The sequence below is a fragment of the Serratia ureilytica genome (assembly GCF_017309605.1).
GTDB classification, from domain to species: Bacteria; Pseudomonadota; Gammaproteobacteria; order Enterobacterales; family Enterobacteriaceae; genus Serratia; species Serratia ureilytica.
Genome location: NZ_CP071320.1, coordinates 1469982 through 1490103 on the forward strand (window position 1 = coordinate 1469982; position 20122 = coordinate 1490103).

21 protein-coding genes are annotated in these 20122 nt (G+C 59.1%); 13 read left to right on the forward strand and 8 right to left on the reverse strand.

Going from position 1 to position 20122, the window contains the following annotated elements; all coding sequences use genetic code 11:
- Positions 1 to 4: 4 nt before the first annotated feature.
- From J0X03_RS06855 to yfcG, 3 genes are all read right to left on the reverse strand, one after another.
- Positions 5 to 919, reverse strand: a complete 915-nt coding sequence (locus J0X03_RS06855; protein WP_069100270.1) for a TIGR01777 family oxidoreductase — start codon at positions 917 to 919, stop codon at positions 5 to 7.
- A 16-nt stretch (positions 920 to 935) separates the two neighbouring features.
- The gene (gene folX / locus J0X03_RS06860) at positions 936 to 1307 is read right to left on the reverse strand and encodes a dihydroneopterin triphosphate 2'-epimerase (RefSeq protein ID WP_025303682.1); all 372 of its coding nucleotides are present in this window, start codon (positions 1305 to 1307) and stop codon (positions 936 to 938) included.
- A 110-nt stretch (positions 1308 to 1417) separates the two neighbouring features.
- Positions 1418 to 2047: a GSH-dependent disulfide bond oxidoreductase gene (yfcG, locus tag J0X03_RS06865; RefSeq protein ID WP_016926886.1), complete on the reverse strand. Its 630-nt coding sequence runs from the start codon at positions 2045 to 2047 to the stop codon at positions 1418 to 1420.
- Positions 2048 to 2280: 233 nt separating this feature from the next.
- On the opposite strand from yfcG, the gene yfcE reads away from it, so the two are divergent.
- Both yfcE and yfcD read left to right on the forward strand, forming a co-directional pair.
- The gene (gene yfcE, locus J0X03_RS06870; protein ID WP_033643871.1) at positions 2281 to 2832 is read left to right on the forward strand and encodes a phosphodiesterase; all 552 of its coding nucleotides are present in this window, start codon (positions 2281 to 2283) and stop codon (positions 2830 to 2832) included.
- 100 nt (positions 2833 to 2932) lie between these two features.
- Positions 2933 to 3478, forward strand: a complete 546-nt coding sequence (gene yfcD, locus J0X03_RS06875; protein ID WP_004936086.1) for an NUDIX hydrolase YfcD — start codon at positions 2933 to 2935, stop codon at positions 3476 to 3478.
- 53 nt (positions 3479 to 3531) lie between these two features.
- Here yfcD and J0X03_RS06880 read toward each other — a convergent pair whose 3' ends face one another.
- Positions 3532 to 4551 (reverse strand): LacI family DNA-binding transcriptional regulator, encoded by a 1020-nt coding sequence (locus J0X03_RS06880; RefSeq protein ID WP_042785105.1) that lies wholly within the window; start codon positions 4549 to 4551, stop codon positions 3532 to 3534.
- Between the two features lie 310 nt (positions 4552 to 4861).
- On the opposite strand from J0X03_RS06880, the gene J0X03_RS06885 reads away from it, so the two are divergent.
- From J0X03_RS06885 to J0X03_RS06915, 7 genes are all read left to right on the forward strand, one after another.
- Positions 4862 to 5305 carry a PTS sugar transporter subunit IIA gene (locus J0X03_RS06885; protein ID WP_069100271.1) on the forward strand — a complete coding sequence of 148 codons (444 nt, stop codon included), beginning with the start codon at positions 4862 to 4864 and terminating at the stop codon, positions 5303 to 5305.
- Positions 5306 to 5397: 92 nt separating this feature from the next.
- The gene (locus J0X03_RS06890; RefSeq protein ID WP_025303676.1) at positions 5398 to 5679 is read left to right on the forward strand and encodes a PTS sugar transporter subunit IIB; all 282 of its coding nucleotides are present in this window, start codon (positions 5398 to 5400) and stop codon (positions 5677 to 5679) included.
- Between the two features lie 23 nt (positions 5680 to 5702).
- The gene (locus tag J0X03_RS06895) at positions 5703 to 7082 is read left to right on the forward strand and encodes a PTS ascorbate transporter subunit IIC (protein WP_004936074.1); all 1380 of its coding nucleotides are present in this window, start codon (positions 5703 to 5705) and stop codon (positions 7080 to 7082) included.
- 13 nt (positions 7083 to 7095) lie between these two features.
- A complete protein-coding gene (locus J0X03_RS06900; RefSeq protein ID WP_069100272.1) occupies positions 7096 to 7947 on the forward strand; it encodes a transketolase in 852 nt (283 codons plus the stop codon).
- Positions 7940 to 8899 carry a transketolase family protein gene (locus J0X03_RS06905; RefSeq protein WP_069100273.1) on the forward strand — a complete coding sequence of 320 codons (960 nt, stop codon included), beginning with the start codon at positions 7940 to 7942 and terminating at the stop codon, positions 8897 to 8899. Before J0X03_RS06900 ends, J0X03_RS06905 begins: the two co-directional genes overlap by 8 nt.
- Positions 8900 to 9122: 223 nt before the next feature.
- Entirely contained in the window at positions 9123 to 9593 is a 471-nt protein-coding gene (locus J0X03_RS06910; protein WP_230358713.1) for a putative T6SS immunity periplasmic lipoprotein, read from the forward strand.
- Positions 9594 to 9682: 89 nt separating this feature from the next.
- Positions 9683 to 10129: a hypothetical protein gene (locus J0X03_RS06915; protein WP_069100274.1), complete on the forward strand. Its 447-nt coding sequence runs from the start codon at positions 9683 to 9685 to the stop codon at positions 10127 to 10129.
- 111 nt (positions 10130 to 10240) lie between these two features.
- On the opposite strand, the gene pta is transcribed toward J0X03_RS06915, so the two are convergent.
- Both pta and ackA read right to left on the reverse strand, forming a co-directional pair.
- Complete coding sequence (gene pta, locus J0X03_RS06920) at positions 10241 to 12400, reverse strand: phosphate acetyltransferase (protein ID WP_004936066.1); 2160 nt, start codon at positions 12398 to 12400, stop codon at positions 10241 to 10243.
- Between the two features lie 74 nt (positions 12401 to 12474).
- Complete coding sequence (gene ackA / locus J0X03_RS06925) at positions 12475 to 13677, reverse strand: acetate kinase (protein ID WP_004936063.1); 1203 nt, start codon at positions 13675 to 13677, stop codon at positions 12475 to 12477.
- A gap of 358 nt (positions 13678 to 14035) precedes the next feature.
- Here ackA and yfbV point away from each other — a divergent pair, with 358 nt between their 5' ends.
- The 4 genes from yfbV to J0X03_RS06945 all read left to right on the forward strand — a co-directional run bounded on the left by yfbV (position 14036) and on the right by J0X03_RS06945 (position 17730).
- Positions 14036 to 14491 (forward strand): terminus macrodomain insulation protein YfbV, encoded by a 456-nt coding sequence (yfbV, locus tag J0X03_RS06930; RefSeq protein WP_004936061.1) that lies wholly within the window; start codon positions 14036 to 14038, stop codon positions 14489 to 14491.
- 140 nt (positions 14492 to 14631) lie between these two features.
- Positions 14632 to 15126, forward strand: a complete 495-nt coding sequence (locus J0X03_RS06935) for a YfbU family protein (RefSeq protein ID WP_033643864.1) — start codon at positions 14632 to 14634, stop codon at positions 15124 to 15126.
- Between the two features lie 17 nt (positions 15127 to 15143).
- Positions 15144 to 15800, forward strand: a complete 657-nt coding sequence (locus tag J0X03_RS06940) for a sugar phosphatase (protein ID WP_033643863.1) — start codon at positions 15144 to 15146, stop codon at positions 15798 to 15800.
- 97 nt (positions 15801 to 15897) lie between these two features.
- Complete coding sequence (locus J0X03_RS06945) at positions 15898 to 17730, forward strand: SLC13 family permease (RefSeq protein ID WP_069100275.1); 1833 nt, start codon at positions 15898 to 15900, stop codon at positions 17728 to 17730.
- A 27-nt stretch (positions 17731 to 17757) separates the two neighbouring features.
- Here J0X03_RS06945 and yfbR read toward each other — a convergent pair whose 3' ends face one another.
- Positions 17758 to 18357 carry a 5'-deoxynucleotidase gene (gene yfbR, locus J0X03_RS06950; RefSeq protein WP_015378582.1) on the reverse strand — a complete coding sequence of 200 codons (600 nt, stop codon included), beginning with the start codon at positions 18355 to 18357 and terminating at the stop codon, positions 17758 to 17760.
- 107 nt (positions 18358 to 18464) lie between these two features.
- The gene (locus J0X03_RS06955) at positions 18465 to 19679 is read right to left on the reverse strand and encodes a pyridoxal phosphate-dependent aminotransferase (RefSeq protein WP_019453720.1); all 1215 of its coding nucleotides are present in this window, start codon (positions 19677 to 19679) and stop codon (positions 18465 to 18467) included.
- Between the last annotated feature and the right edge of the window lie 443 nt (positions 19680 to 20122).

Genomic DNA, 20122 nt, shown 5'->3' on the forward strand with positions numbered 1-20122 from the left:
CAGATCAGCGGGCTCCGGCCCGCTGATTGACAACGTCATCCAATGCCTGTTCCAGCTCCAGATAACGGAAGTGGAAACCGGCCTCTTCCAGGCGCTTCGGCACCGCCCGCTGGCCGCCGAGCACCAGCACCGCCGCTTCCCCCATCAACAGCCGCATGACGAACGCCGGCACCCGCAGAAACGCCGGGCGATCGAGCACGTTGGCCAATTGGGCGGCGAATTGCTCGTTGTGCACCGGGTAGGGAGCCACCATGTTGAACGGGCCGCTCAGGGTGGCGTGATCCAGCAGATAAATAATGCCGTTGACCATGTCTTCGAGGTGGATCCACGGCAGGTATTGGCGACCGTCGCCGATCGGGCCGCCGAGCCCGAAGCGGAACGGCGGCAGCATTTTGGCCAGCGCGCCGCCCTGTGGCGCCAGCACCACGCCGGTGCGCAGCAGGCAGACGCGGGTGGCGTCGCTTTGCGCCTGCAGCGCCAGCGCTTCCCAGCGTTGACACAGCTGGTGGGTGAATTCGTCGTGCGGCGGCTCCTCTTCGGTCACCACCGCCTGCCCCTGATCGCCGTAGTAGCCGACGGCGGAACCGGAAATCAGCACGCCGGGGGGCGTGCTGCCGGCCTTGATCAGCTTCGCCAAGCGTTCGGTCAGATCCCAGCGGCTGCGGCACAGCCGCTCTTTCTGCTGCGCGCTCCAGCGCTTGTCGGCGATAGGTTCGCCGGCCAGGTTGATCACCGCGTCGAATTCATCCAGCGATTGCCGGTCGTCCAGCGTTCGCCAATAGCTCGGCCGGTCGCCCAGCCGGGCTCGGGCTCGCCGTTCGTCTCGGGTCAGCACCGTAATGTGGTGAGAAAGCGCCAGCAGTCTTGCCGTCAGGCTGCTGCCTATCAATCCCGTTGCGCCGGTGATCAGGATCCGCATGGTCGACCTCCCTGAATTAGTCCCGGCGGTAGCTCATGGTCATGGAAACCGAGTCGGCGTAGCGCAGGGCCAGAAGTTTATCTATCTCCACTTCAGCATAGGTCACCCAGGCGTGTTCTTTTACGATATCGAGCACATCCTGCGTTAATTTTTCCAGCAACGCGAAACGGTTATCTTCCACATGGCGGATGATCGCTTTGGTGATGGTGCGGTAGTTGAGCGCATCGGCGATATCTTCGCTGTTGCGCGCCTTGTCCGCCGGGTAGTGGATCACCACGTTGATCAGGACGTCCTGTCGGTTGTTGATTTCCTCTTCCTTGATACCGATGAACGTGCGCAGCCGCAGATTTTTAATGCGAATAACGGCGTCGGGTTGACTGAAAGACATCAGAGATTCTCCATAGGTCTGATTATTAGCGTTCAGAATACACGGAAAGTAGGGAAATGATAACGCAGGGACAATGTGACTCCCCGGCCGACGGGGAGTCGGGGGGGCACTTAGGCTTGTTCGGCCAGTTTGTAGGCGCGCTCGGTCGCCGGGCGATTGCTGATGCGCTCGAACCAGTTGCGCACCGCCGGGTAATCCGCCAGATCGATGCGCTGGCGCGGATGCGACACGACCCACGGGTAGGTGGCGATATCGGCGATGCTGTAGTTATCGCCGCCCAGGTACGGGTGTTTTTGCAGTTCAGCTTCCAGCACGCCGTACAGCCGCTTGGTCTCCAGATGGTAACGCTCGATGGCGTAAGGCACCGGCTGCGGCGCGTAGTGGTTAAAGTGGTGATTCTGCCCGAGCATCGGCCCGAATCCGGCCACTTGCCAGAACAGCCACTGCAGGGTAGCGGCGCGTTCGCGCAGGCCCTTGCTCAGCAGCTTGCCGGTCTTCTCCGCCAGATACAGCAGGATTTCCCCGGATTCGAACAGGCTGATCGGCGCGCCGCCGTCCACCGGTTGCTGATCGACGATCGCCGGGATTTTGTTGTTGGGAGAAATGCTCAGAAAGTCCGGTTTGAACTGCTCGCCGGCGCTGATGTTTACGCGATGGATACGGTAGGGTAAGCCGACCTCTTCCAAAAACAAGGTGATCTTGTGACCATTGGGAGTAGGCGCGTAATACAGGTCAATCATGTTGCCTCCTGCGGTAAGGTGATCTGTAATTCATTACACGTTGCTGCGGTCTTCGCCGCGCACAAAGGTATATCAGAGATCCAACAATAGCAGCTAAGGATAGCAGGCTATGTGGGATTCGTCCGATGCTATCTGCGCAGTTGGATCACAATTCTCCACCGGGGCGGGCGGCGGTTTGCCGCACGGCGCCGGCGCGGTAAAATGGCGCTTATTTCCCTCTATAGGACAAGGTTATGAAGCTGATGTTCGCCTCGGATATCCACGGTTCGCTGCCGGCGACCGAACGCGTGCTGGAATTGTTCGCACAACACGGCGCCGACTGGTTGATTCTTCTGGGTGATTTGCTGAATCACGGCCCGCGCAACGCGCTGCCCGCCGGGTATCAGCCCGCTCAGGTTGCCGAACGATTGAATCGCTATAGCGACAAGATCATCGCCGTTCGCGGCAATTGCGACAGCGAGGTCGATCAGATGCTGCTGACGTTTCCCATCGAGGCGCCCTGGCAACAGGTTTTACTGCAAAAAAGACGATTGTTTTTGACCCACGGTCACCTTTATCATCCCTCGGCACTGCCGCCGTTATCCTGCGGTGACGTCTTGGCCTATGGCCATACGCATCTGCCGCAGGCGGAGCGGCAGGGTGAGATCTATTGCTTCAATCCGGGCTCGGTCAGCATCCCGAAAGGGGGCTTTCCCGCCAGCTACGGCATGTTGGAAAGCGGCACTTTGCGCGTGCTGACGCTCGACGACGGCAAGGTCGTCGCGGAGGTGGCGTTAACACGCTAAACGCACTAATTTATACACACACAATAAAAATCTTTGAAAAACACTCATTGATTAACCAGCGCGCGGGATTGCATCGCGCCAAAATAGAAGGTTTTAGAGGATGGCGGAACAGGGTCAGGCTGCAGATACCGAGTGGGTTGATATCGTCGACGAGCAAAACGAGGTGATTGCTCAATCCAGTCGTCAACAGATGCGGGCGGAGCGGCTGCGTCATCGTGCTACCTATATTGTGGTGCATGATGGGATGGGAAAAATTCTGGTGCAGCGTCGCACCGAGATCAAGGACTTCTACCCGGGCTGGCTGGACGCGACGGCGGGCGGCGTAGTGCAAAGCGGTGAAAACGTGCTGGATTCGGCGCGCCGCGAGGCGGAAGAGGAGCTGGGCATCGCCGGCGTGCCTTTCGCCGAGCACGGTCTGTTCTACTTCGAGGAAGAGCAGTGCCGGGTGTGGGGGGCGCTGTTCAGCTGCGTATCGCACGGGCCGTTCGCGCTGCAGGAAGAAGAAGTGGCCGAGGTGTGCTGGCTGACGCCGGAAGAGATCACCGCCCGCTGCGACGAGTTTACCCCGGATTCGCTGAAGGCGCTGTCGCTGTGGCTGACGCGCAACAATGAACAGGATTACGGCAAGCCGCTCGACAATCACTGAGCCGCCTGCGCATGGAAAAGCCGGTCATCGACCGGCTTTTTTTACGGGCGGATTCAGCAGCTGTCGCGGCGGCACAGCGTGGCGGGCAGGGAGCCTGGCGGCTGCCAGGGATGCTCGTTCAGCCGCGCCAGCAGCGCCTGGCCGGCCTGAATGCCGATGTCGCGATGCGGAATGGTCATGGTGGTCAGCGGCGGCTGGCACACCCGGCTGAACTCGCTGTTGCCGAAGCCCACCACCGCCAGATTATCCGGCACCTTGATGCGCCGCCGCTGGCATTCATACAGTACGCCGCCCGCCAGTTCGTCCGACGCGCACACCAGCGCGTCCAGCTCCGGCCAGGCCAGCAAGAATTCCGGCAGCTGCTGCGCGCCGGTGCTGAAGCTGGCGGGCTGCGCGGCGTTGATGACCCGATGCGGCGACATATGGTTGCGCAGCAGCGCCTTGTGCCAGCCCTGCAGGTGCTGCTGGAAAATCCACTGCTCCTGATTGGCGCACAGCAGCCCGACATTCTGGTAACCGCTGGCGATCACCGTTTGCGTCAGCTGATACATGGCCGCCACGTAATCGATGCCGATGCTCATGTCGATCGGATCGGCGCGTACGGCGCCGATCTCCACCACCGGAATGTTGGCGGCGATCAACGCGTTGCGGGCATTTTGCGAATGCTCGACGCTGAGCAGCACCGCCGCCGCCAGGTTGTAAGAGAGCAGCGTCTCCAGCAGTTTCTCCTCGCGTTCCAGGTGGTGCTGCGACTCCGCCAGCATGATGTGATAGCCGGCGGGCTGCAGCACTTTCTGCAGGCCGGCGAACATCTCGGCGCAGCCGGATTCGGACAGGCTGGGCACCACCATGGCGATGGTGTAGGACGAGGCCGAGGCCAGCGAGCTGGCGGCCAGGTTGGGCAGATAGCCCAGCTCGTTTACCGCCGCGTCTATCTTCTCGCGCAGTTTGTCCGAAACCTGTTCCGGCGTGCGCAGCGCGCGCGACACCGTCATGGTGCCGACGCCCGCCAGCTGCGCTACGTCAGCCAACGTCACCCTGCCTGTGCTGCGGCGTTTTTTACCGATCGACATGCCTAATCCCGACTGAAATGCGCGCGCGGCGCATAAAGATTGTGATGGTGGGAAGCCGACGGCGCGGCTTCGACGATCCCAGTATGCGGCACATTCTACCCCGTAACCCGGAAGAGCGAGAAAAAATTGTGGTTAACGCCGCGCCGCGGCATGGCGTTTTGATAGCGCTATCACAGTTCTGCATGATAGCGCTTTGGTAGCGCTATCTTTGTGATGCCAATCACTGTGCAGCCGAGAGGGGTTGATTAAAGTTTTACCGTCGTCGGTGAATTAATCACCGGCCGAAACCATCAACGCTTGGGAGGGTAACGTGCTGAAAGAATGGCTGACCGCCGATCATATACAGCTGTGCGAATGGGTGGAGGACTGGCGCCAGGCGGTAACGCTGAGCGCGCAACCGCTGCTGCAACGCGGCGTGATTACGCCGAATTACCTGACGGCCATCTTTCATCAGCAGGAGCAGCTTGGCCCCTACTTCGTCCTGGCGCCGGGCATCGCGATGCCGCACGCGCGGCCGGAGCAGGGCGCCAACGCGCTGGGGCTGTCGCTGTTGAAGATCCACCAGGGCGTGAATTTTCATTCTGCGGATAACGATCCGGTTCAGGTGGTGGTGATGCTTTCCGCACCCGACGGCAACAGTCACATTGAAATGATTTCGCAGTTGGCGGAATTATTTTCCGATAACACGGCGATGGAGGCGTTATTTCACGCCACAGACAAACGGCAAATTGAGGATATTATCGCCCGCTATTAACGTTTAATCACCAGGAACATTATTAATGCCCATAACGTCGGGAATATTCCCGGCGGCGCTACCCTACACGCTAAATTCAACAGGTGGATATCATGAAAATCATGGCGATTTGCGGTTCAGGTCTCGGCAGCAGCTTTATGGTGGAAATGAACATTAAAAAGGTGCTGAAAAAGATGGGGGTGGAGGCCGAGGTCGAACACTCCGATCTGTCGTCCGCCACTCCCGGCGCCGCCGACGTGTTCGTGATGGCGAAAGACATCGCCGACAGCGCCAGCGTACCGGCCGAGCAGCTGGTGGTGATCAGCAACATCATCGACATTAATGAGCTGGAAGCCAAGCTGCGCGCTTACTTCGAAGCCCACTCAATCATCTGAATAAAACGATTGGCGAGGTGGATATGTTTATCCAGGAAACGCTTAAGTTTGTGGTGGATATATTAAAGGTGCCTTCGGTACTGGTCGGGCTTATTGCGCTGATCGGTTTGCTGGCGCAAAAGAAATCGTTTTCCGACGTGGTGAAAGGCACGGTAAAAACTATTCTCGGCTTTATCGTTTTGGGCGGCGGCGCCACGGTATTGGTCGGATCGCTCAATCCGCTGGGCGGCATGTTCGAACACGCGTTTAATATTCAGGGCATCATTCCGAATAACGAAGCCATCGTCTCCATCGCGCTGGAGAAATACGGCGCTTCCACCGCGCTGATCATGGCGTTCGGCATGGTGGCGAATATCGTGGTGGCGCGCTTTACCCGATTGAAATACATCTTCCTCACCGGCCACCACACCTTCTACATGGCCTGCATGATCGGCATCATCCTGACGGTGGCGGGCTTCGAGGGCGTACAGCTGGTGTTCACCGGCGCGCTGACCCTGGGGCTGGTGATGGCGTTCTTCCCGGCGATCGCCCAACGCTATATGCGCCGCATCACCGGCAACGACGATATCGCCTTCGGCCACTTCGGCACCCTGGGCTATGTGCTGTCCGGTTGGATCGGCTCGAAAGTGGGGAAAAACTCGCGCTCGACCGAAGAGATGAACCTGCCGAAAAACCTCAGTTTTCTGCGCGACAGCTCCATTTCGATCTCGATGACCATGATCGTCATCTACCTGATCCTGGCGATCTGCGCCGGGCGGGCCTATGTGGAAAGCGAGCTCAGCGGCGGCCAGAACTACCTGGTGTATTCGATTATCCAGGCCATCACCTTCGCCGCCGGGGTATTCATTATCCTGCAGGGCGTGCGCTTGATTCTGGCGGAGATCGTGCCGGCGTTCACCGGCTTCTCGGAAAAACTGGTGCCTAACGCGCGGCCGGCGCTGGATTGCCCGGTGGTTTACCCCTATGCCCCCAACGCGGTGCTGATCGGCTTCCTGTTCAGCTTCCTCGGCGGGTTGGCCGGGCTGTTCCTGCTGGGGCAACTGAAGATGGTGCTGATCCTGCCCGGCGTAGTGCCGCATTTCTTCACCGGCGCTACCGCCGGGGTGTTCGGCAACGCCACCGGCGGGCGGCGCGGCGCGATGCTGGGCGCTTTCGCCAACGGTCTGCTGATCACCTTCCTGCCGGTGCTGCTACTGCCGGTGCTGGGGGCGCTGGGCTTTGCCAACACCACCTTCTCCGACGCCGACTTCGGCGCGATCGGCATCCTGCTGGGCAACATGGCGCGCTTTATGTCGAAAGAGATGATCATGCTGGCGATTGTCGCCGTGTTTGCGCTGCTGGTGGCGCATAACTTCCTGGGAAAACGCAAAGGCGCGCCGGCCGCTGACCGCGTCGAGAAATAATGAGGGCAGAGTGATGAACGACACAACGAGCGAAACGGAAATTGAAGAGCTGCGCGCCCTGGCGCGCGCCATCCGCCTGGAAACATTGAAGGCGTTGACCGGGCTGGGGTTCGGCCACTACGGCGGCTGCATGTCGGTGGTCGAGACGCTGGCGGTATTGTACGGCGGCGTGATGCGCATCGATCCGGCGGATCCGGACTGGCCGGAGCGCGATGACTTCGTGCTGTCGAAAGGGCACGCCGGCCCGGCGCTGTACAGCACGCTGGCGATCAAGGGCTACTTCCCGCTGGCGGAGCTGAAAACCCTCAACCAGAACGGCACGCGTCTGCCTAGCCACCCGGACCGATTGCGCACGCGCGGCGTGGACGCCACTACCGGCTCGCTGGGACAGGGCGTGTCGATCGCCGCCGGCATGGCGTTATCCCATCGGCTGGCGGGGCGTCGTAACCGGGTGTTCAGCATCCTCGGCGACGGTGAGCTGAACGAAGGGCAGTGCTGGGAGGCGTTCCAGTTTATCGCCCACCACAATCTGAACAACCTGACGCTGTTTATCGATTACAACAAACAACAGCTGGACGGCGCGCTCGACGAGGTGATCCAACCGTTCGATCTGGCCGCCAAGTTCCGCGCCTTCGGCTTTGAAGTACAAACCATCAAGGGAGACGACATTGCGGCGCTGCTGGCGGCGGTAGCGCCGGTGCGCGGCGGCGAACAGCGACCGCTGGCGATCGTGCTCGATAGCATCAAAGGGCAGGGCGTGACCTATCTGGAAAACCTGTCGAACTCACACCACCTGCGCCTGACGCCGGACGTGCAGCTGGAGATTGAAAAAGCCATCGCCGAACTGGAGGCCGCCCATGTTTAACGTAGTGACGCAGTTGGAAAACGACGCCGTCGAAATGCGCAAAGTCTATGCCGGCGCGGTGCGGCGGCAGATTGAAGCGGGCGCGCCGATCATCGCGCTGGAGGCGGATCTGATGAGCTCCATGGCGATGGACGGCGTGCATAAGGATCACCCGCAGCACGTGATTAACTGCGGCATCATGGAGGCTAACGTGATCGGCGTCGCCGCCGGGCTGTCGCTGACCGGCCGGGTGCCTTTCGTGCACACCTTTACCGCCTTCGCCAGCCGCCGCTGTTTCGATCAGCTGTTCATGTCGCTGGATTATCAGCGCAACAACGTCAAGGTGATCGCTTCCGACGCCGGGGTGAGCGCCTGCCACAACGGCGGCACCCACATGTCGTTCGAGGATATGGGCATCGTGCGCGGGCTGGCGCACTCGGTGGTGCTGGAAGTGACCGACGCCACCATGTTCGCCGACGTTCTGCGCCAGCTGATGGATCTGCGCGGCTTCTACTGGGTGCGCACCATCCGCAAGCAGGCGACGCGCATCTACCAGGACGGCTCGCGCTTTACCATCGGCAAGGGCAATCTGCTGCGCGACGGCGACGATATCACGCTGATCGCCAACGGCATCATGGTGGCGGAGGCGCTGAAGGCGGCGGAGATGCTGGCGCGGCAGGGCGTCAGCGCGGCGGTGATCGATATGTTCACCCTCAAGCCTATTGACCGTGAACTGATCAAAGCCTATGCGGCCAAGACCGGACGCATCGTCACCTGTGAAAACCACAGCATTCATAACGGGCTGGGATCAGCAGTGGCGGAGGTGCTGGCGGAAGAGTGCCCGACGCCGATGCGGCGCGTGGGGGTGAAGGAGCGTTATGGTCAGGTGGGCACCCAGGCGTTTTTACAGCAGGAGTATGGCCTGACCGCCGAGCATATTCTGGAGGCTGCTGGGCAGCTGCTGCAAAAATAGTTCTCGAGTCAATAACAACTGCTGTAACGAATGAGGTCTGGTGCTCTGGACAAAGCACATAGCTTCCTGCCCAGTATCTGAGTCATGACTCACGCGTTATCAACTGAGAAGCCCCTTAGGGGGCTTTTTGTTTTTAATGGATAATAGATGGCCAATGCTTAGGTAAAAAGAGATAATAAAAATAGTATAATAAATACAATTAGTTATATTCATGGGGTGAATAATGATAGCAGCAAGAGGCTCGTTCAGAAGGCTGACGCTAGGCGAGATCACGCTATCCCGTTCTACCCTCATCATGATGATGTTGCTCAGTGGCTGTATGCTTGAAAAGCAACGTTTTTACACTGCGGATATTACGCTGAGGGGAAATGATCTCTGTTTCTCTTTACCGCAAACCGACCCAACACAGAGTGGCAGGGTCAGTCTGGTCAGTATCGCTATTGAACACCGGTTGGGTAGCCAAACGCATGAACTCTGGCGTAGGACCATTCTACCGCCGAAGCCCGTTGAGACGATTACGCCCGGCCAATGTATCCCATACTCGTTCAAGGCATTTGAGAGCAATGTGCCATATACCGTGGCAATCAGTACCGTAGATCCTCAGGATGCAGATTCCAAACGTTTCTGGCAGCGCAGTTTCTCGCTGAAAATCAGTGACGGCCAGATTTCGCAGGTTATTGCCAGCGCGAAGTAATAAAGCCAGAGAAGGGATGAATGAGATGACTGGGGCAGCAATGTGTGTGAAGCGGGGTGATTGGTATAACGCTTGAGAAGGAATTGATTATGCAACTCAGCATGGTTACTAAATGGGCTCATCGGCTATTGACGACGGTTTTGTTGGTTATTGTCGTTGGCTTTGCGGGGTATTGGTATGCCACCCGCGATACTTATGACGATAAGCTCTACAGCAAAAAGCAGTTGACCGACGAGATTTGGCTCTATGTCACCGAGTACCAGAATGCGGGGGCCACCGACACGGATGTGTATCGTTACTATTTGAACGGAAGCCTGGATGGCGACCCTATCAACGTGCTGAGTCAAAGCGCGCCAATTTTGACGGCGGATCGGGCTGATGCAACTATCCGCGGCGAGGGCAACCGCGTCATCATCAATTTTTCCGGGAAGGTGTATTCCTTTACGAATTCGGCATTTTTCTATGCCACGAACAGCCAAATCCCCATCATGCCTACCATTGATTTTTCTGCACGGGGCGTCAGCGCCTGGCGATGATGGTGGGTGCTGCGGATTTGGCGGGTATTGTCTAAAACAGCATCATCACCAAGAATATCAGGCATAAAAAAGCCAGTCAGGATTACCTGACTGGCTTTTTTTAACGGTTTATTACGCCTTGGCGGCGGCAGCGTCAGCCTGGGAAGACTGGATCGCCGTCAGCGCGACGGTGTAGACGATATCGTCAACCAGTGCGCCGCGCGACAGGTCGTTCACCGGCTTGCGCATGCCTTGCAGCATCGGCCCGATGGAGACCAGGTCAGCGGAACGCTGTACCGCTTTGTAGGTGGTGTTGCCGGTGTTCAGATCCGGGAAGATGAACACGGTCGCCTGGCCGGCCACCGGCGAGTTCGGCGCCTTGGACTTGGCGACGTCGGCCATGATGGCGGCGTCGTACTGCAGCGGGCCGTCGATGATCAGATCCGGGCGTTTTTCCTGCGCCAGACGGGTCGCTTCGCGCACTTTCTCTACGTCGCTGCCCGCACCGGAGTTGCCGGTGGAGTAGGAGATCATCGCCACGCGCGGCTCGATGCCGAAGGCCGCGGCGGAATCCGCAGACTGGATGGCGATTTCAGACAGCTGCTCGGCGGTCGGATCCGGGTTGATCGCGCAGTCGCCGTAGACCAGTACCTGGTCAGGCAGCAGCATGAAGAACACGGAGGAGACCAGCGAGCTGCCCGGTGCGGTTTTGATCAGCTGCAACGGCGGACGGATGGTGTTGGCGGTGGTGTGAACCGCGCCGGAGACCAGGCCGTCGACTTCGCCTTGTTCCAGCATCAGGGTGCCGAGCACCACGTTGTCTTCCAGCTGCTCGCGCGCGACCACTTCGGTCATGCCCTTGCTCTTACGCAGTTCAACCAGACGCGGCACGTAGTTTTCACGCACGGCGACCGGATCGACGATTTCGATGCCTTTGCCCAGCTCAACGCCTTGCGCTGCCGCGACGCGCTGGATCTCGTCCGGGTTGCCGAGCAGCACGCATTCCGCGATGCCGCGTTCGGCGCAGATGGCCGCCGCTTTCACGGTGCGCGGCTCATCGCCTTCCGGCAGCACGATGCGCTTGCCGGCTTTACGCGCCAGCTCGGTCAGCTCGTAACGGAACGCCGGTGGAGACAGGCGGCGTGAACGCTCGGAGGTGGCGGTCAGCGAATCGATCCACTCGGTGCTGATGTGGCTGGCCACGTAGTTCTGCACTTTCTCGATGCGCTGGTGGTCGTCCGCCGGCACTTCGAGGTTGAAGCTCTGCAGGCTCAGCGAGGTCTGCCAGGTGTTGGTGTCGACCATGAACACCGGCAGGCCGGTCTGGAAGGCGCGTTCGCACAGCTTCTTGATCGGCTCGTCGATGGCGTAGCCGCCGGTCAGCAGGATGGCGCCGATTTCCACGCCGTTCATCGCCGCCAGGCAGGCGGAGACCAGTACGTCAGGACGGTCTGCGGAGGTCACCAGCAGGGAGCCTGGGCGGAAGTGTTCCAGCATGTGCGGAATGCTGCGCGCACAGAAGGTCACGGACTTCACGCGGCGGGTCATGATGTCGCCTTCGTTGACCACGCGGGCCTTCAGGTGGCGAGCCATGTCGATGGCGCGGGTGGCGATCAGATCGAAGCTCCACGGCACGCAGCCCAGAACCGGCAGCGGGCTGTTGGCGAACAGCTGTGCAGGATCGACGTGGGCGATGCTGGCCTTGGTGGAGTCGTCGAAGATTTCGGACAGGTCAGGACGGGTGCGGCCCTGATCGTCGACCGGTGCGTTCAGCTTGTTGATGATCACGCCGGTGATGTTTTTGTTCTTGCTGCCGCCGAAGCTGGTGCGCGCCAGTTCGATGCGCTCTTTCAGCTGCGCCGGGGAGTCGTTGCCCAGCGCCAGCACGAAGACGATTTCGGCATTCAGGGTTTTGGCGATCTCGTAGTTCAGCGCGTTGGCGAACTGATGTTTGCGGGTCGGCACCAGGCCTTCGATCAGCACCACTTCCGCGTCTTTGGTGTTCTCGTGGTAGCGCGCCACAATCTCTTCCATCAGCACGTCTTGCTGGTTGGAGCTCAGCAGGCCCTCAACGTAATCCATGCGCAGCGGTTCGGCCGCCGGGATGGTGGAGTTGCTGCGGATGATAGTGGTGGTCTGGTCGAGTGCGTTGTCGCCGGTGCGCGGTTGAGCGATAGGTTTGAACACGCTCAGACGAACGCCTTTTTGCTCCATGGAGCGGATGACACCCAGGCTGACGCTGGTCAGGCCGACGCTGGTGCCGGTGGGGATCAACATAATAGTACGTGACACAGAATAGTCCTCTTCACGATTAACATGAGGCTAAAACAACACCGTCAGCCTGGGCTGACGGTGTTTTGAGAGCATTACGCGGTCAGGCGGGATGCGTCCTGCGCGATGACCAACTCTTCGTTGGTCGGGATCACCAGCGCCAGGCGGCTGCCGTCTTTGGTGATGGCGCCGGATTTGCCGAAGCGAGCGGCCATGTTGCGGTCGTGGTCGATTTCGAAGCCCAGCAGGCCCAGTTTGTTCAGGGTCAGCTCACGCACCATGCCGGCGTTCTCGCCGATGCCGCCGGTGAAGATCACCGCGTCCAGACGGCCTTCCATCAGCGCGCTGTAGGCGCCGACGTATTTGGCCAGACGGTGGCAGAACACGTCCATGGCGCGTTTGGCGTCGGCTTTGCTGTCGTAGTTGTCTTCAACGTAACGGCAGTCGCTGGTGACTTCGGTCAGGCCCAGCAGGCCGGATTCTTTGGTCAGCATCTTGTTGATCTGATCAACGCTCATGCCCAGAGAATCGTGCAGGTGGAAGATGATAGCCGGATCGATGTCACCGCTGCGGGTGCCCATTACCAGGCCTTCCAGCGGGGTCAGACCCATGGAGGTGTCAACGCACTGGCCGTTGCGCACTGCGGTGACGGAGCCGCCGTTGCCCAGGTGGCAAGTGATCACGTTCACTTCTTCTACCGGCTTGTTCAGCATCTTCGCGGCTTCTTGAGTCACGTAGAAGTGGCTGGTGCCGTGTGCGCCGTAGCGGCGAACGCCGTGGTCGCGGTACAGGCTGTACGGCAGGGCGTACAGGTAAGATTCTTCCGGCATGGTCTGGTGGAACGCGGTGTCGAACACGGCAACGTTCTTGTCAGCCAAGTGAGGGAAGGATTTCAGCGCTTCCGCGATGCCGATCAGGTGAGCCGGGTTGTGCAGTGGTGCAAACGGCACGGAATCTTTGATACCCTGCAGAACTTCGTCGTTGATCACGGCGGAAGCGGTAAACTTCTCGCCGCCGTGCACGATGCGGTGGCCGATAGCGGTCAGCTGCGCAGAAAGCTCTGGTTTTTGTGCCAGAATAGTATTAACAATGAAGTTCAGCGCTTCGCTGTGTGCAGCGCCGGCCCCCAGGGCAGCTTCGTGTTTGGCGCCGTCCATTTTCCACTTGATGCGAGCTTCAGGCAGGTGGAAACACTCGGCCAAACCGGAGAGGAATTCGTCGCCGTTAACGGCATCGATGATGGCGAATTTCAGAGAAGAACTGCCGCAGTTAAGAACCAGTACTAGCTTACTCGACATGGAAGTACCTACTTAAATAGTCGTGTTGTTAAAAGAAAATCGAACACACGTGGTGAATTAATCGTCAATCAGACAACAAGCGTAGCGCATAGTGCCGATGACATTTATGATTAACATCATGTGAAGTGCACAAATCACAGGATGATGGAAAAACCGATGATTTCTCTGCGGTTTAAATAATCTTGATTTTTATAGGGCTAAAAGTTGACAAAATTTACGTCATCTTCTACCGGCCACAAGGCCGGCTTAGGATACCGATAGCCCGGTGCAAACACAAAATAAATTTAAAGCTTCAAATTTTTTAGTATGGGCTCTGGCAGCACGCTTTTAGTTTCTTTACGTGACGTTGAGGTACGCAATGACGAGCAAACCGTCCGGTTCCGTAAGCTGGTTTCAGGTCTTCCAGCGCGGGCAGCATTATATGAAAACCTGGCCGTCAGACAAACGTCTGGCACCGGTCTTTCCGGAGAACCGCGTTGCGCGTGCCACCCGTTTCGCTATCCGTTTCATGCCGCCGTTGGCGATTTTCACGCTGACCTGGCAGATCGCGCTGGGCGGCCAGCTCGGCCCGGCGATCGCCACCGCGCTGTTCGCCTGCAGCCTGCCGATGCAGGGCTTGTGGTGGCTGGGGCGCCGTTCTGTTACGCCGCTGCCGCCGACGCTGCTGCAATGGTTCCATGAGGTGCGCAACAAGCTGACGGAAGCCGGGCAGGCGGTGGCGCCGCTCGAGGGCACGCCCACCTATCAGACGTTGGCCGATCTGCTTAAGCGCGCCTTCAAGCAGTTGGATAAAACCTTCCTCGACGATCTGTAATGAAAAGGCCGCGCTGATGCGGCCTTTCTCGTCAAAGCGCCAATAACCCCGGTTTAAATCAAAGAACGGTCGAGTTGTGATTTCCTGCGTTCTTGCGCTGTGCGATGCTCCCGCCATCATACAGAAATGAGGAAATCCTGATGGAAATGACCCATGCCCAGCGCCTGATCCTGTCGAATCAGTACAAGATGATGACGCTACTCGATCCGGACAACAGCGATCGTTATCGCCGGTTGCAAACCATCGTCGAACGCGGCTTCGGCTTGCAAATGCGCGAGCTGGATCGTGACTTTGGCGAACTGAGCGAAGAGGTGTGCCGCACCATCATCAACGTGATGGAGATGCACCATGCGCTGCAGGTTTCCTGGGGCAATCTGAAAGAGAAACAGGGGCTGGACGAGCGCCGCCTGGCGTTTCTCGGCTTCGACGCCGCCACCGAGGCGCGCTACCTGAGCTATGTGCGTTTCCTGGTCAACACCGAGGGGCGCTATACTCACTTCGATTCCGGCAGCCACGGTTTCAACGCCCAGACCAAAATGTGGGAAAAATACCAGCGTATGCTGGCGATCTGGCTGGCCTGCCCGCGCCAGTATCACTTGAGCGCCGTTGAGATAGCGCAAATCATCAATGCTTGATTAAAAAGAGGTTTTCTGTGGAGTGTAAGGGTTTTCTGTTCGATCTTGATGGCACCCTGGTGGATTCGCTGCCGGCGGTAGAGCGCGCCTGGACGCACTGGGCCGAGCGTCGCGGCGTCGATCCGCAAGCGGTGCTGGACTTCATTCACGGTAAACAGGCCATTACTTCTCTGCGCCACTTTATGCCGGGTGAAAGCGAAGCGGAAATTCAGCGCGAGTTCCAACTGCTGGAGCAGGTGGAAGCGCAGGATACCGAAGGCGTTCGCGCGCTGCCGGGCGCCATCGCGTTGTTGGAGCGCCTGAACGCGCTCGGCATCCCTTGGGCGATCGTCACCTCCGGTTCGGTGCCGGTGGCCGGCGCTCGCCGCCAGGCCGGCGGTTTGCCGCAGCCGGCGGTGTTCATCACCGCCGAGCAGGTTAAACACGGCAAGCCTCAGCCCGATGCCTACCTGCTGGGCGCCGAACGTCTGGGGCTGGCGCCGCACGAGTGCGTGGTGGTTGAAGACGCGCCGGCCGGCATTCTTTCGGGGCTGGCGGCGGGCTGCCAGGTGATTGCGGTCAACGCCCCGGCCGACGCGCCGAAGCTGGAGCAGGTTGACCTGCGGCTGGATTCGCTGGCGCAGATCGCCGTTGATAAAACGGCGCAGGGCGCGATCGTTCGCCTACTGGCCTGAGTGGCATTATCTTCACCCTAATTGATTAGACCCCGCCTTTGCGGGGTTTTTTTATGCTATTTTTTAAGCCCTTGGACATTTGCCGGATGAGGCCGTTTTGAACAGCGAATTACTGTGGGTGCTGAGTTTACTGCTGATTGCCATCGTGCTGTTTACCACCAACAAGCTGCGCATGGACGTGGTGGCGCTGTTGGTGATCATCGCCTTCGTGCTGAGCGGCACGCTCAGCCTGCAGGAGGCGACGGTCGGGTTCAGCGATCCCAACGTGATTCTGATCGCCGCGCTGTTCGTGATCGGCGAAGGGTTGGTACGCACCGGGGTGGCCTATCAGGTGGGCGACTGGTTGGTGAAAGTGGCCGGCAGCAGCGAAACCAAAATGTTGATGCTGCTGATGGTGACGGTCGCCGGGCTGGGGGCATTTATGAGCTCGACCGGCGTGGTGGCGATCTTTATCCCGGTGGTGCTCAGCGTGACGGCCAGAATGAAGATCGCGCCGGGGCGGCTGATGATGCCGCTCAGCTTTGCCGGGCTTATCAGCGGCATGATGACGTTGGTGGCCACGCCACCCAATATGGTGGTCAACAGCGAGCTGGTGCGCGAAGGCATCCATGGTTTCGGTTTCTTCAGCGTGACGCCGATCGGCCTGGTGGTGCTGGCGCTGGGCGTCGGCTACATGCTGATCGCCCGGCGTTGGCTGGGCAGCGGTGACACGGGCAAAGCCGGCGACGGCTGGCAGCGCCGCACCTTCCGCGATCTGATCCGCGATTACAGACTGACCGGCCGCGCGCGGCGGCTGGCTGTCCGCAGCGCTTCGCCGCTGATCGGGCGTTCGCTGGATGAACTGCACCTGCGTGCGCGCTACGGCGCCAACGTGGTGGGCATCGAGCGCTGGAAACGCTTCCGGCGGGTGATGGTCAGCGCCTCCGGCAGCACCGAGCTGCGCGAGGGCGACGTCCTCTTGATCGACATGTCGGACAGCCAGATCGATCTGCGCGAATTCTGCGGCGAACAGCGGCTGGAGCCGATGGTGCTGCGCGGCGATTACTTCTCGGAACAGTCGCGCAACGTCGGCATGGCGGAGGTCTCGCTGATCCCTGACTCGGCGCTGCTGGGCAAAAGCCTGCGCGAAGCGGCGTTCCGCAGCCGCTACGATCTGAACGTGGTGGGCATCCGCCGCCACGGCGAGACGCTCGGCGGCAAACTGGTGGACGAGCCGCTGGAGCTGGGCGACATTTTGCTGGTGATCGGCGACTGGAAGGCGATCCGTCAACTGCAGGCCAAAACCCATGACTTTATCGTGCTCAACTTGCCGGCCGAAGTGGACGAAGTGGCGCCGGCCATCACACAGGCGCCGCACGCGCTGTTTTGCCTGGCGTTGATGGTGGCGATGATGCTGACCGACGAAATCCCCAACCCGATCGCGGCGCTGATCGCCTGTTTGCTGATGGGCAAATTCCGCTGTATCGACATGGAGAGCGCTTATAAATCGATCCATTGGCCGAGCATCATTTTGATCGTCGGCATGATGCCGTTCGCGCAGGCGCTGCAAAAGACCGGCGGGGTGGATCTGATCGTCAGCGGGCTGATGGACGTCGCCGGCGGCGCGGGGCCGCGCGTGATGCTGCTGTGCCTGTTCGTCTTGTGCGCCACCATCGGCCTGTTTATTTCCAATACCGCGACGGCGGTGCTGATGGCGCCGATCGCCATCGCCGCCGCGCGCGAAATGGGGGTATCGCCATACCCGTTCGCGATGATTATCGCCGTCGCCGCGTCCGCCGCCTTTATGACGCCGGTTTCTTCACCGGTCAATACGCTGGTTCTCGGGCCGGGCAATTACAAGTTCGGCGATTTCGTGCGGCTCGGCGTGCCGTTCACCCTGTTGGTGATGGCGGTCAGCGTGATTGTGGTGCCGTGGCTCTACGGTTTTTAACGGCGCAGCGAGGCTGCGCCGGCGGGGTTACAGCGAGCTGTCGAGGCTGATTTCGTCCAGCGACAGGCTGAAGCTGGGAATGAACACTTCCATGAAGTAGTCCATCTCCGGGCTGCGGCGCTGTTCCAGGGTTTTATCCAGCCGCGCCTTGGCCAGGGTAAATTCGTTGTTGCCGGCAGACAGCTCCTCCAGGCATTTCAGGTAGGCGCATAATGCGTCCGCCTGCTTTACCACCTGCTTTTCATCTTCGCTGTAATAGTGCTCATCGAGAATGGTGCGGAAATCGTTGCGCAGTTCCGCGGGGATCATGTCCAGCAGCTTTTGCTGGGCGATCTTTTCGATCTTCTTGTATTCGTGGGCGATCTGCGGATTGTAGTATTTGATCGGCGTCGGCATGTCGCCGGTGATCACTTCGCTGGCGTCATGGTACATCGCCAACAGCGCAACGCGGTCGGCGTTGAGGTTGCCGTTGAATTTGCGGTTCTTGATCACCGCCAACGCGTGGGCGACAAAGGCCACCTGCAGACTGTGTTCGGAGACGTTCTCGGTGCGCACGTTGCGCATCAGCGGCCAGCGGTTGATCAGTTTCAGGCGGGACAGATGGGCGAAGAAATGGCTCTGACTCATGGTGCTCTCTTTAACGGCAAGTGAGGGCCCCATTGTGAAGCAGTGTCGGCGAATTTTGCAACCGGGCTGTGAGGGAAGGGCGCAGCGAGGCGCTGCGCCCCTGATGATTATTGGTGATAGCCTTCCAGGAAGCGGCCCAGCTTGCCGACCGCCATTTCCAGTTCGTCTACGCGCGGCAGGGTGACGATGCGCACGTGATCGGGGTAAGGCCAGTTGAACGCGGAGCCCTGCACCAGCAGCACTTTTTCCTGCAGCAACAGATCCAGCACCAGTTTCTGGTCGTCGTGGATGTTGAAGCGTTTGGCATCGATGCGCGGGAACATGTACAACGCGCCCTGCGGCTTCACGCAAGAGACGCCCGGGATGTCGTTGAGCAATTCCCAGGTGCGGTTGCGCTGTTCGTACAGGCGGCCGCCGGGCTGAATGAATTCGCTGATGCTCTGATAACCGCCCAGCGCGGTCTGAATCGCGTGCTGCATCGGCACGTTGGCGCACAGGCGCATCGAAGCCAGCATCTCCAGCCCTTCGATATAGCCTTTGGCGTGCTTTTTCGGCCCGTTCAGCACCATCCAGCCCTGGCGGAAACCCGCCACGCGGTAGGTCTTCGACAGGCCGTTGAAGGTCACGGTCAGCAGATCCGGCGCCAGCGCGGCGATCGAGTGGTGCTCTGCTTCGTCGTACAGGATCTTGTCGTAGATCTCGTCGGCGAAGATGATCAGGTTGTGTTGACGGGCGATCTCGACGATCTGCTCAAGCAGCGCTTTGCTGTAGACCGCACCGGTCGGGTTGTTCGGGTTGATGATCACGATGCCGCGGGTGCGCGGGGTGATCTTGCTGATGATGTCGTCCAGATCCGGGAACCAGCCGGCCTGCTCATCGCACAGGTAATGTACGGCCTTGCCGCCGGACAGCGACACTGCGGCGGTCCACAGCGGATAGTCCGGCGCCGGCACCAGCATTTCGTCGCCGCTGTTGAGCAGCGCCTGCATGGACTGAACGATCAGCTCGGAGACGCCGTTGCCAATGTAGATATCCTCAACGGTCACGTCACGCATGTTGCGCGCCTGATAGTGCTGCATGATCGCTTTACGCGCCGAGAAGAGGCCTTTGGAATCGGAGTAGCCTTGCGCCGTGGGCAGATTGCGGATCACGTCGACCAGGATTTCGTCCGGGGCGTCGAAGCCGAACGGGGCAGGGTTGCCGATGTTCAGTTTCAGGACTTTATTGCCTTCTTCTTCAAGACGTTTAGCTTCTTTAAGCACCGGGCCGCGAATGTCATAGCAGACGTTGTCCAGTTTGCTGGATTTCTCAATGGGGGACATAAAAAGTTGAGCCTTTTGCTGGGATAGGGGCGCTCCTACCGTGGGACGCCGCAACCCGCCCAATGTACTCCTGGCGTAGTTGCTTTTGAAGGGTTTTGCACGCCTTTGGTGCAAATGCATGTCGTAACGGGGGATTTTAGTTATGATAAGCAAAGGTAAAGTTATTTTGTGGTTCATAATTTCATGAACTATAATTTTACTAGGGTTTTGTTCTGTGAAATCGAGCGTCGTTCAACGCGACGCGCTGGCGTCAGCGCTTGGGTGTGGAGAACTGATAAGCCGTAAGGGAGAATGGTTTTCAGTAACTGTAAAGGAACGATAATACCGGAGTTGTCTGATAGCGGGTTGTCAGATGACACACCACACTAAGAAAAATGGCATATTTACATAAGCTTTACTTTATATTTTATCTTAAGCATTGTTTATGTGGTTATGAGAATATT

What these genes read in the sequence shown, in the direction of transcription:
- J0X03_RS06855 (WP_069100270.1), bottom strand. Translation starts at nt 919, where the DNA reads ATGCGGATCCTGATCACCGGCGCAACGGGATTGATAGGCAGCAGCCTG.
- folX (WP_025303682.1), bottom strand. Translation starts at nt 1,307, where the DNA reads ATGTCTTTCAGTCAACCCGACGCCGTTATTCGCATTAAAAATCTGCGG.
- yfcG (WP_016926886.1), bottom strand. Translation starts at nt 2,047, where the DNA reads ATGATTGACCTGTATTACGCGCCTACTCCCAATGGTCACAAGATCACC.
- yfcE (WP_033643871.1), top strand. Translation starts at nt 2,281, where the DNA reads ATGAAGCTGATGTTCGCCTCGGATATCCACGGTTCGCTGCCGGCGACC.
- yfcD (WP_004936086.1), top strand. Translation starts at nt 2,933, where the DNA reads ATGGCGGAACAGGGTCAGGCTGCAGATACCGAGTGGGTTGATATCGTC.
- J0X03_RS06880 (WP_042785105.1), bottom strand. Translation starts at nt 4,551, where the DNA reads ATGTCGATCGGTAAAAAACGCCGCAGCACAGGCAGGGTGACGTTGGCT.
- J0X03_RS06890 (WP_025303676.1), top strand. Translation starts at nt 5,398, where the DNA reads ATGAAAATCATGGCGATTTGCGGTTCAGGTCTCGGCAGCAGCTTTATG.
- J0X03_RS06895 (WP_004936074.1), top strand. Translation starts at nt 5,703, where the DNA reads ATGTTTATCCAGGAAACGCTTAAGTTTGTGGTGGATATATTAAAGGTG.
- J0X03_RS06900 (WP_069100272.1), top strand. Translation starts at nt 7,096, where the DNA reads ATGAACGACACAACGAGCGAAACGGAAATTGAAGAGCTGCGCGCCCTG.
- J0X03_RS06905 (WP_069100273.1), top strand. Translation starts at nt 7,940, where the DNA reads ATGTTTAACGTAGTGACGCAGTTGGAAAACGACGCCGTCGAAATGCGC.
- J0X03_RS06910 (WP_230358713.1), top strand. Translation starts at nt 9,123, where the DNA reads ATGATAGCAGCAAGAGGCTCGTTCAGAAGGCTGACGCTAGGCGAGATC.
- J0X03_RS06915 (WP_069100274.1), top strand. Translation starts at nt 9,683, where the DNA reads ATGCAACTCAGCATGGTTACTAAATGGGCTCATCGGCTATTGACGACG.
- ackA (WP_004936063.1), bottom strand. Translation starts at nt 13,677, where the DNA reads ATGTCGAGTAAGCTAGTACTGGTTCTTAACTGCGGCAGTTCTTCTCTG.
- yfbV (WP_004936061.1), top strand. Translation starts at nt 14,036, where the DNA reads ATGACGAGCAAACCGTCCGGTTCCGTAAGCTGGTTTCAGGTCTTCCAG.
- J0X03_RS06935 (WP_033643864.1), top strand. Translation starts at nt 14,632, where the DNA reads ATGGAAATGACCCATGCCCAGCGCCTGATCCTGTCGAATCAGTACAAG.
- yfbR (WP_015378582.1), bottom strand. Translation starts at nt 18,357, where the DNA reads ATGAGTCAGAGCCATTTCTTCGCCCATCTGTCCCGCCTGAAACTGATC.
- J0X03_RS06955 (WP_019453720.1), bottom strand. Translation starts at nt 19,679, where the DNA reads ATGTCCCCCATTGAGAAATCCAGCAAACTGGACAACGTCTGCTATGAC.